This is a genomic window from Arthrobacter vasquezii (assembly GCF_029455255.1).
GTDB lineage: Bacteria > Actinomycetota > Actinomycetes > Actinomycetales > Micrococcaceae > Arthrobacter_D > Arthrobacter_D parietis.
In genome coordinates this window covers 1-9,318 of sequence record NZ_JAROKN010000081.1, presented here as the reverse complement: position 1 = coordinate 9,318, position 9,318 = coordinate 1, and the positions used below count along the sequence as shown (strand labels likewise).

Here is a 9,318-nt window from a genome sequence, read left to right as displayed (position 1 = left end):
CACCGCGCTCGCCGACGCCCGGAGCGCCATTGTGGACGGGCGGCCGGTTGACGCCGAGCGGATTCTCGAGCAGCTGCAGTCCGGCTACTCCCAGTCATACCTGCCGTTCGCTGACATCACCCTCCAGCTGCACGACGGCTTACGGCTGCAGGAGCGCAGACTGTCCCTGGCCGACGCTACCCACCGCACTCTCGCGGATGGACCCGGCGGCAGCGTCACACAGGACACCTTCATCAGCGCCGTTGATGGAGTACTCGTGCACCGGTTGAGCTCCGGCAGCCCTGTGAGCGTCACCATCGCCGTCTCCACCCCGCTTCGGGAAACCGGCCGTACCAACCGGCGCAACGGCGTCGTACTGGAACTGAAGCTGCCCGCCGATGTGGCGCCCGGCCACGAACCCGACGAGCCGGCACTGCAATGGGAAATAGACGGCGTCGGTCCGCTGGAGGGGACGCTGTGCCTGGCGGCGCGCCACGATGGCTCAACTGCCCAGAACGACGACGGAGCAACAGTATTCACGGCGGTCACCGAGTTGCTCCTCGTGGTTGCCACCGGGACCACCTTCACGGCCATCGGCCGGGAGCCGGAAGGCTCGGCTGCGACGTGCGCAGAAGCGGCACACCGCTGTGCGTATACAGCGATCGAGAAGGGCTGGGACGCACTGCTCGCCGACCACATACGTGCACACCGGGAGCTGTTCGACCGGGTGTCCGTCACGCTCACGCCCGGCCCGGACGCACTGCCGGATCGCGAGCACGTCCCCACCGATATGCGCCTGGAACAGGCGAACGCACACCCAGCGGGCGTGCTGACCGCCGACCCGGCACTGGTTGCCCTGCTCTTCGACTACGGGCGGTACCTGCTCATCGCTTCGTCCCGGCCGGGCTCCCTCCCGGCCACCCTGCAGGGGATCTGGAACGAGGACCTGCGTCCGCCGTGGTCGTCCAACTACACGCTGAACATCAACGCGCAGATGAACTACTGGGGAGCGGAAGTCACAGGGCTGTCCGAGTGCCACGAGCCGCTCCTGGAACTGACCGAAGCCTTGGCCGAACGAGGGCGGGATACCGCCGCCACCCTGTATGGAGCCCGAGGCTGGACGGCTCACCACAATTCCGATGCGTGGGCGTTCAGCTCCCCGACTGCCGGCCAGGCGAGCTGGTCCCAGTGGCCTCTGGCTGGCGCATGGCTGATCCGCCAGCTCGATGAGATGCGCCGTTTCGGCTCCGCCACCCCGGAGCAACTCGAGCGGCTCTGGAACCTGGCGGTCGGTGCCGCCGAATTCGCCTGCGACTGGTTGATTGACGACGGCGGCGTCCACCTGAATACCCGACCGTCCACATCACCCGAAAACTGCTACCTCAGCGCCCAGGGCAGGGCCGCGGTTGCAACCTCCAGTGCGATGGACAGGACGCTGATCACCGAACTCTTCGAGACTGTGCTGGCTCTGGCTGACGCGGTTGGCCAGCCGCACCACCCGATTGTGGCGGAAGTACAGGCAGCACTACCGCGCATCGCACCACCCGCCGTGGGTGCGGACGGCAGAATCCTCGAGTGGGGCGCGCAGGAGGAAGAAGCTGAACCGTCCCACCGGCATCTCTCGCACCTGTTCTTCGCCTATCCCGGAAACGGTCCCACGCCCGAGCTGGCGGATGCGCTCACCCTCTCTCTCGATCGCCGTGGTGATGATTCCACCGGGTGGTCGCTCATCTGGAAGGCATGCCTCCGGGCGCGGCTGAAACAGGCAGAAAAGGTGGGAGCCCTCCTCCGCCTGATGTTCCGCCCGGCAGCCGAAGCAAACGGCCCGCACGCCGGCGGGCTCTACGCCAATCTGTTCGCCGCCCATCCGCCGTTCCAGCTCGACGGGAACCTCGGCTTCGTGGGGGCGCTGGCCGAGGTGCTCGTGCAGAGTCATGCGGAAATCATCGAACTCCTGCCTGCCCTGCCGGCCGAGCTTGCCAGCGGTAGTGTCCGGGGCCTTATCGCCAGGCCCGGGATCGCCGTCGACCTGCACTGGGAGAACGGCGTGATCCGCGAAGCCGCATTGACGCCGCGGCGAGCCGCGGCCGCGGGGGAGTACCTCGTCCAGCTGGGGGACCGCAGTGAATCGGTCACGCTCGCTTTCGGCCGGCGCACAGTCCTCACCGACCTCGATTCACCTAACACGACTAGCATTCCAATCAAAGGAAAGGCATCGCTGACGTCATGACCCAACACCTCGAAGAAAGAGACACCCGCACCATGGGAGATCCCGACTACCGCGACACCGGCCTCGAATTCCCGGCGGGGTTCGTCTTCGGTTCAGCCACAGCCTCGTACCAGATCGAGGGCGCACACGACGCCGACGGCCGCGGGCCCTCCATCTGGGACACCTTCAGCCACACCGAGGGCAAGGTCTTCAACGGTGACACCGGTGACGTGGCGTGCGATCACTACAACCGGCTGGACGAGGACCTGGATCTCATGCAGGACCTCGGGCTGGAGTCCTATCGCTTCTCCATCGCCTGGCCGCGGATTCAGCCCACCGGCCGGGGACCGGCCAACGAGGCCGGTCTGGCCTTCTATGAACGCCTGGTCGACGGGCTGCTGGCCCGCGGTATCAAGCCCATCGTCACGCTCTACCACTGGGACCTGCCCCAGGCACTCGAGGACGACGGCGGCTGGACCAGCCGCGCGACGGCCCTCGCCTTCGGAGACTACGCCCGCATAGTGGGTGAGCGGCTCGGGAACAGGGTCGCCTTGTGGACCACCCTGAACGAACCGTGGTGCAGCGCCTATCTCGGTTACGGCTCCGGCGCGCATGCACCGGGACGTACGGAACCCGCCGCTGCGCTCGCCGCCGTGCACCACCTCAATTTGGCCCACGGTCTGGCGGTGTCGGCTCTGCGTAAGGTGGTGACCAACAATCCCGACTTCGCGATTACCCTCAACCTGCACGTGTTCCGCCCGGACGGCGAGACCGGCCCCGAGGCTGTTCGCCGCGTTGACGGTCTGGCAAACCGGCTCTTCCTTGACCCCGTGCTGAACGGCACCTACCCCCAGGACGTTCTGGACGACACAGCGGAGATCACTGACTGGTCCTTCGTTCAGGATGGCGACCTGGAGCTTATCCGACAGCCACTGGACGTCCTCGGGGTCAACTACTACTCCACCAACCGGGTGCGGATGTGGGACGGGGAGGGCCAGAAGGAATCCTCCGATGGCCACGGTGCCGCCACCGGAACGGCCTGGCCCGGTGCGGAAAACGTGGAGTTCCTGCAGCAGCCCGGACCGTACACGGACATGGGGTGGAACATCGACCCCTCCGGACTCGAGGACCTGCTCGTCTCACTCCATGATCAGTTCCCTGAGCTGCCGCTGATGATTACCGAAAACGGTGCGGCTTTCCCCGACACGGTGGAAGTTGACGCGGACGGAGCGAGGCGAATCCACGACGTCGACCGCATCGATTACCTACGCCGCCACTTCACTGCCGCTCACCGTGCAGTGGCCCGCGGCGTGGATCTGCGCGGCTACCAGGTGTGGTCGCTGATGGACAACTTCGAGTGGGGCTACGGCTACTCCAAACGCTTCGGGATTGTGCACGTCGATTACGACACTTTCGAGCGGACGCCGAAAGACAGCTCGCGCTGGTATGCGCAGCTCATCCGGGACCGGCGTATCCCGCCGGTGGACTGATCCACGAAGAAGAGGCAGGTTCCGGCGGATCTGCCTTCCTTTCGAGCTCGGGTTTAGGCGCTGGCGGTTCCGGCTTGCCGGGATGCGTGGGTGCGGAGAGCGCCGGTTTCTAACCCTCAAGCACTGAGGACTAGGCGCCTCGACCCTGAACCGACCTGCACGGCGGCCCTCTAGGGGAGATTGTTCAGGCCGTGGTCCATGCGGTCGTCGCGGCGTGAATGGCTAGGCGGAGAGTTTCCGTTTCCGTCTCGATCCGCAACGGTTCGGCGGGCAGAGCGCGCTCCGTCATGAGCCCGGTGAGAACGGTAGCAAGGAACCTTGCTCTCTGCTCAATCCCACCTGCAGGGATGGCTCCATCCTCGACCAGAACGGCTAGCCACCGTTCGATGCGGTAGCGACCCATCCGCTCAAGAGCGCGGTACGTGGCCGCTTCGTCATCGGACGGGGGTGATACCACGTATGCGTCGTAGAGAGCACCCCACTGCTGTCGGGCGCGCTCGCCGACGCCCACTTGCGCGAGCATCAATCGTAAGCACGCGAGAAGGCGCTCAGCCGGTGTCAGCGCTTGATCGTTAATCGGGTCGTCCGGAATATCGAGGACGTTCATGCCCGCGACGACGGTATCGATGAGCTCGCGCTGCGTCGGAAAAAAGTGCCGTAGCGACCCGGTGCTCACCTGTGCGCGAGCCGCTACCGCACGCACACTCAGCCGAGCGGTTGGATCCTCGCCGAGCATCGTCGCCGCGGCGATCAAGATCTTGTCGCGCGTGCCTGGTTCTTTCGCCTGATCGTTCATGTCTGCTCCTTAGCGAGACAGTTTTCTATTACAGTGTGCTAGCTTATCTCTTGGCTGACTATTACGCTGTACTAGTCCTGAGCGAGGAGTGGAGAAATGGATATCAGACACCGTCGGGTTCGAACAGGATCCGGTGAACCGCTGCGCCGTTACCGCTGGTGGCAGATGTTCGGCAGATCCCTGCGTTCGATCACGTTGGACTTGTCCGATGGCACGAGGTTGACCTACTCCGTTGATGTTCGCCATGCCGGAGATATGACCGACGGCGAGATCCGCGCGCGACTCTACGTTGACGGCTCGCTGCGGTCATACGCGAAGCTGCCGACCCGGTTTGGGGTGCCGGACGGTCATATCGAGGTCGCAATCAACGGTTTCGGACTCAAACGCTGCCACTATGTGCGCGCAGACGGAACCGAGCAGCAACTCACTCCTGACCCCGCTTCCGCAGAAGGACGTCGCGCCCGGTTCCATCACCGATACCCCGGTACGAGTCGCGTCATCGGGGCCATCTCCACCGCGCTCGTCATCGTCGGCTTGGGCGTCGAAGTGCCGCAAATCATCGGATCTCTTTCCCAGATCCCTCTCGTCGCCGACTCCATCGGAACCTTCACTTCACCGATACAACTCCCCATCCAAGCCAACCTGTTCATCGGACTTGCCACTGTCATCGGGAGTGCTGAGCGAGCGCTGCGGATGCGATCGAGCTGGATCGACGAACTTGCCAGCTGAAACCCCCCGAAAGGAACCTACTGTGCAGCACACCACCCTGAATTGGCTTGGCGAGCAGGATGCTCCCGCGACGATTCCTCGCGTTCCGCCCACCGTCGAATATCACCGCGTCTATGCGGGAGAAAAACGCCGAATTCTCCGCGGCATCTTTGCCATCATCCTGCTACTCGTCGGGCTCGTCTGCTTCGCGCAACTGTCCTTGACGGGGGCACGCCTCATCGACACGGAACTCCTTGGGCGGACGGGCTCCTCGCCCCTTCAGCACGCCGCCGGCGCCCTCTCCCTTGCCGCGCTCATCCCCTTTAGCATGCTGCTACAGCGCCTGCTCTACGGAATTCCGTTCCGCTCGCTGCACTCCGTGACCGGGCGCTTCCGATTCGGCATCTTCAGTCGGGCGTTGCTCGTCTTCGGCCCCCTGGTGGTCATCACTGTGTCGTTGGCATCCCTCATGATGCCCAGTCCGCCGGTCGCTTGGACGATGATCGATCTCATCGCTTACTTCGTGATCGGTACGCTCCTCACACCACTTGCAGCGGCAGGCGAAGAATACGGCTTCCGTGGCTTTATGTTCCGCGTCGTGGGTGGGTGGTCCCGCAGCGCACGCCTCGGAACCGTCATCGGCATCATCATCCCGACCGTCTTGTTCTCCCTTTTTCACGGCTCACTTGACCCCTACATCCTTACCTCGTACCTGGTCCTGTTCGGATCGATGGCGGTGATCACCTGGCGCACCGGAGGACTTGAGACAGCTGTCGTCCTTCACGGCCTCTACAACATCACCGGACTCGTTCTCGCCACAACGCTTCACGTCGATGTGGCCGGTCAACTTAACAGCCGGGCAGATGCCACAGGCTCGATAACCCTCCTCATTCCAAGCGCGGCATTCGTTCTCATCACCGGCATCATCTGGTGGAAAACACGCGAACCAGGGCCCGCCCGCACGCCCGGTGGCCCGGCGAGGTGAGCACGAGCCATCGCCTCATCCATTGATCAAAATCCGGCAAGCTAGAGGAATGGATCTTCCACTCGTTGTGCGTCAGTGTACGGACCAAGACCTGCTCGCGCTCACGGAAGAAGAACCGGCCGGCGCGGGGGTTGCCTGCAGATTGGCTTGAGCCAAAGGCCAGAACTGTTGGATTCGATCACATCTACCTGCAATCCTCCTGCGGGTCGACTTCACAGGAGCCGAAGTTCAGTGATCGGAGCCGAGTTGTGCTCGGTTACAAACCCACAATCTCGTACCGTCGAGCAATATCACCGGTTGCCCTGCCCCAGGCGCTCCCGCTGACTCTTTGCTGGTGAGCGCGGAATGAGGCGGCGTCTTCGAATTGTTCGTCAACCTGCCACACCAACGGGTTCTCAGTAACGTTCACTTCGAAGGAAAGACAGCCTTGCTCAGCGCGCGTGAGTTCGATGTGCAGAGGAAGGAACTGCGCAACGATCGCCGCCTCATGTCGGTCCCTGCAGACGAGTTGACCGCTCAGGAAGACGTTGCTCATACCGCCATCATCGCACCGCTGAATACATGGTCTACTCGGGAAAGCAGCCAACGTCGAGAGAATGACAAAGGAGGGCGAAACCGCCCTCCTTTGCGTCGTTCAAGCCCGAGGCGGCACTACCCGCCGGTCTGCGCCTCGTCAGATCCGCCACCGACGCGTCCGCTGGATTTCTGCAGCCGGTCGATGTGCTCCGACGCCTGCGCCTTGGTGATGTCCGCGGGGATTTCCTCCCCGGCTTCCCGCGCGAGCGTATCCAGGTAGCTGCGCTGAGCGTCAGTCATCGGTTCATCTCCGGTCACCCACTCTTCAGGGTCACGTGCAAAACCGCCCTGCGGCTCCGGCGTCGGGCTTCCCAAAGTTTCGTCAGACATAAGTGCTCCTTCAGTGTTGGTTCTACTGGTTGGCTTCCGGGGGCAGCGCCTCATGGTGAGCGCGGCCATGCGTCCGGCGGTCTTCCTTCATTTCCGCCTCAAACAGGTGCCGTTTCCCCTCCACAAGCTCATCGCGCGCACGCTTTTCGATCGCCTTGAACTCTGCGTAATAGTTGTCGTCATAGTCCTCCACGATCTGGAACGTCCACCGCCCCTCGATGACATTCCTCCCCAGGACATCCCGGTTCACTTCCTCGGCGAGGCTCTCATGTCCCGCCTTCCGCAGCAGGTCAACTGCCTCGCCCAAAGCGAGATCCGCCGTCCCCGTCAAGCGATGGAATCCATACAGCAGCCCCCGCGCATGTTCCACTACTTCAAGCGCTTCCGAGAGCTTCCCGAGCGCCTCCACCGTCTTGTCTGTTGCCGATTCGGGCCGCTGGTGATCGTTGTCCGGCCCATCCGATCCTGAGATAGTCATACTGCTTACCATATACAGCAGCACCCCCGGTTGGGCAGATCCCAGCCTTCCACTATGCTCACGGCCGACACGCGAATACCCTGAGTCCATGCCCACCTCCAGCAGGACTCCGGCCGGCAACAGTACGACGACGGCGCCTGATCTTCCTGCCATCCAGCGCCACACCGTCCGGGTCCTTATTGCGGCTCAAATCCTCGGCGGAATCGGCATGGGCTCCGTTCTCTCGATCGGCGCCGTCATGGCCGCCGAACTGTCCGGCTCAGAGGCGCTCTCCGGCACGGCTGCGACCTTGAGCACCCTCGGCGCGGCAGCCAGCGCCATCCCGTTGGCACGGCTGGCGCAGCGGCTCGGCCGGCGTGCAGCCCTGACCACCGGAGCGTTCATCGCTGCCTCGGGATCACTCACCGTTATCGGTGCGGCCGCCCTCGGATCGTTTCCGCTGCTGCTCCTGGCCTTCGCGCTGCTCGGGGTCGGCACCGCAGTCAACCTGCAGTCCCGCTTCGCTGCGACCGACGTGGCAAGTCCCGAGCACCGCGGGCGGGACCTGTCGCTGGTGGTCTGGTTCACCACCGTCGGAGCAGTGCTGGGCCCCAACCTCATCGGACCAGGCGAGGTGGTCGCCGAAACGCTTGGCATGCCCGAGCTGACGGGACCATTCCTCATCGCCGTTGGTGCGCAGCTTGCAGCAGCGATCGTCTACCTGATCGCCCTACGGCCGGATCCTTACCTCATCAGCCGGGCAACGCCGTCGGACCCGAAAGACGACGCGCCCGGCATGGTGCGCGGCAGGGGAGCCCTGATCTTCGCCATCGGATCGATTGCGGCCAGCCACGCAGTCATGGTCTCCGTGATGTCAATGACGCCGGTCCACCTGGTGAACCACGGCGTGACGCTCACCATTGTCGGGCTCACCATCAGTCTCCATATCGCCGGCATGTACGCACTTTCACCGGTGTTCGGCTGGCTGAGCGACCGGGTTGGCCGCGTGGGTACCATCCTGATCGGCCAGGCACTGTTCGCGGTTGCGCTGGTCACCGTGGCCTTCGGCGAAGATGACCCTGTGCTCGTGACCATCGGCCTGATTCTGCTCGGCCTAGGCTGGAGCGCCTCCACAGTCTCCGGCTCGGCACTGGTCGCGGACCTCGTCACCGGAGCGGCCCGCGCACGCATCCAAAGCCGCACCGATCTCAGTATGAATCTCGCCGGTGCGTTCGGGGGAGCGGCGTCCGGTCTGGTGCTGTCGATGGTCGGCTACTCCGGACTTGCGTGGTCAGCGGGGTTGCTGGTGCTGCTCATCGTTGCCGGAGCAACGACGATGCGAACCGCCCGCCCGCTCTCCGCCTGAGCGGCAAATAACATCCGCTGAAGCAGGAGCAACAAACAGCCTCTACGTGTGCGCCGCCTCGTCCCAGAGGGTGCTCATCTCGGTCATGGCGCGCTCCATGATGGCGAGCATGGCTGCGTGCGCGTCAACGGCATTGCCGCGCTGAATGGCGCTGGCCACATCGACGTGCATCTGCAGTGCTTCCTCATGCGGATGGTCCGGCATCATTCCGTAGTGCGTCCGCCCGGTCAGCACTTCCGCAACCAGCGAGTTGAGCTTGCCGAACATCTCATTACCTGAACTTGAGAGCACCAGGTGGTGGAACTGGATATCGAGTTTCAGGAACAGTTCCGTGTCGCCATCCTGGCCCGCCGCCCACAGCTTCCCGGCGAGGCCCATCAGCTCGCTGGCATCCGCCAGCGGCGCGCGCATCGCTGCGAGGC

Annotated in this window: 10 protein-coding genes; 5 read left to right on the top strand and 5 right to left on the bottom strand. The window is 63.9% G+C overall.

The annotated features are described in order from the left end of the window. Positions 1-2,209, top strand: a 2,209-nt coding sequence (locus tag P4U43_RS16725; RefSeq protein WP_277359744.1) for a glycosyl hydrolase family 95 catalytic domain-containing protein, incomplete at its 5' end; no start/stop codon positions are given. After that, positions 2,206-3,678 (top strand): GH1 family beta-glucosidase, encoded by a 1,473-nt coding sequence (locus P4U43_RS16720; RefSeq protein ID WP_404800766.1) that lies wholly within the window; start codon positions 2,206-2,208, stop codon positions 3,676-3,678. The genes P4U43_RS16725 and P4U43_RS16720, both read left to right, overlap by 4 nt. A gap of 184 nt (positions 3,679-3,862) precedes the next feature. Here the strand turns inward: P4U43_RS16720 and P4U43_RS16715 are convergent, their stop codons facing one another. After that, a complete protein-coding gene (locus P4U43_RS16715; RefSeq protein ID WP_277359743.1) occupies positions 3,863-4,474 on the bottom strand; it encodes a helix-turn-helix domain-containing protein in 612 nt (203 codons plus the stop codon). A 96-nt stretch (positions 4,475-4,570) separates the two neighbouring features. Between P4U43_RS16715 and P4U43_RS16710 the strand changes: the two genes are divergently transcribed. Both P4U43_RS16710 and P4U43_RS16705 read left to right on the top strand, forming a co-directional pair. Beyond that, complete coding sequence (locus P4U43_RS16710; RefSeq protein WP_277359742.1) at positions 4,571-5,203, top strand: hypothetical protein; 633 nt, start codon at positions 4,571-4,573, stop codon at positions 5,201-5,203. Between the two features lie 22 nt (positions 5,204-5,225). Continuing rightward, positions 5,226-6,167 (top strand): CPBP family intramembrane glutamic endopeptidase, encoded by a 942-nt coding sequence (locus P4U43_RS16705; protein WP_277359741.1) that lies wholly within the window; start codon positions 5,226-5,228, stop codon positions 6,165-6,167. 256 nt (positions 6,168-6,423) lie between these two features. Here the strand turns inward: P4U43_RS16705 and P4U43_RS16700 are convergent, their stop codons facing one another. From P4U43_RS16700 to P4U43_RS16690, 3 genes are all read right to left on the bottom strand, one after another. Then, positions 6,424-6,702, bottom strand: a complete 279-nt coding sequence (locus P4U43_RS16700; protein ID WP_277359740.1) for a putative quinol monooxygenase — start codon at positions 6,700-6,702, stop codon at positions 6,424-6,426. 116 nt (positions 6,703-6,818) lie between these two features. After that, complete coding sequence (locus P4U43_RS16695; protein WP_056549063.1) at positions 6,819-7,073, bottom strand: DUF3072 domain-containing protein; 255 nt, start codon at positions 7,071-7,073, stop codon at positions 6,819-6,821. Between the two features lie 22 nt (positions 7,074-7,095). After that, positions 7,096-7,551 carry a hypothetical protein gene (locus P4U43_RS16690; RefSeq protein WP_277359739.1) on the bottom strand — a complete coding sequence of 152 codons (456 nt, stop codon included), beginning with the start codon at positions 7,549-7,551 and terminating at the stop codon, positions 7,096-7,098. 88 nt (positions 7,552-7,639) lie between these two features. On the opposite strand from P4U43_RS16690, the gene P4U43_RS16685 reads away from it, so the two are divergent. After that, the gene (locus tag P4U43_RS16685) at positions 7,640-8,896 is read left to right on the top strand and encodes an MFS transporter (protein WP_277359738.1); all 1,257 of its coding nucleotides are present in this window, start codon (positions 7,640-7,642) and stop codon (positions 8,894-8,896) included. 42 nt (positions 8,897-8,938) lie between these two features. Here P4U43_RS16685 and P4U43_RS16680 read toward each other — a convergent pair. After that, positions 8,939-9,318: FadR/GntR family transcriptional regulator (locus tag P4U43_RS16680; protein WP_277359737.1), on the bottom strand; the 380-nt coding region annotated here is incomplete at its 5' end.

Coding starts and splice junctions, on each gene's coding strand:
- P4U43_RS16685 (WP_277359738.1), top strand. CDS start 7,640: ATGCCCACCTCCAGCAGGACTCCGGCCGGCAACAGTACGACGACGGCG.
- P4U43_RS16695 (WP_056549063.1), bottom strand. CDS start 7,073: ATGTCTGACGAAACTTTGGGAAGCCCGACGCCGGAGCCGCAGGGCGGT.
- P4U43_RS16700 (WP_277359740.1), bottom strand. CDS start 6,702: ATGAGCAACGTCTTCCTGAGCGGTCAACTCGTCTGCAGGGACCGACAT.
- P4U43_RS16690 (WP_277359739.1), bottom strand. CDS start 7,551: ATGACTATCTCAGGATCGGATGGGCCGGACAACGATCACCAGCGGCCC.
- P4U43_RS16720 (WP_404800766.1), top strand. CDS start 2,206: ATGACCCAACACCTCGAAGAAAGAGACACCCGCACCATGGGAGATCCC.
- P4U43_RS16710 (WP_277359742.1), top strand. CDS start 4,571: ATGGATATCAGACACCGTCGGGTTCGAACAGGATCCGGTGAACCGCTG.
- P4U43_RS16715 (WP_277359743.1), bottom strand. CDS start 4,474: ATGAACGATCAGGCGAAAGAACCAGGCACGCGCGACAAGATCTTGATC.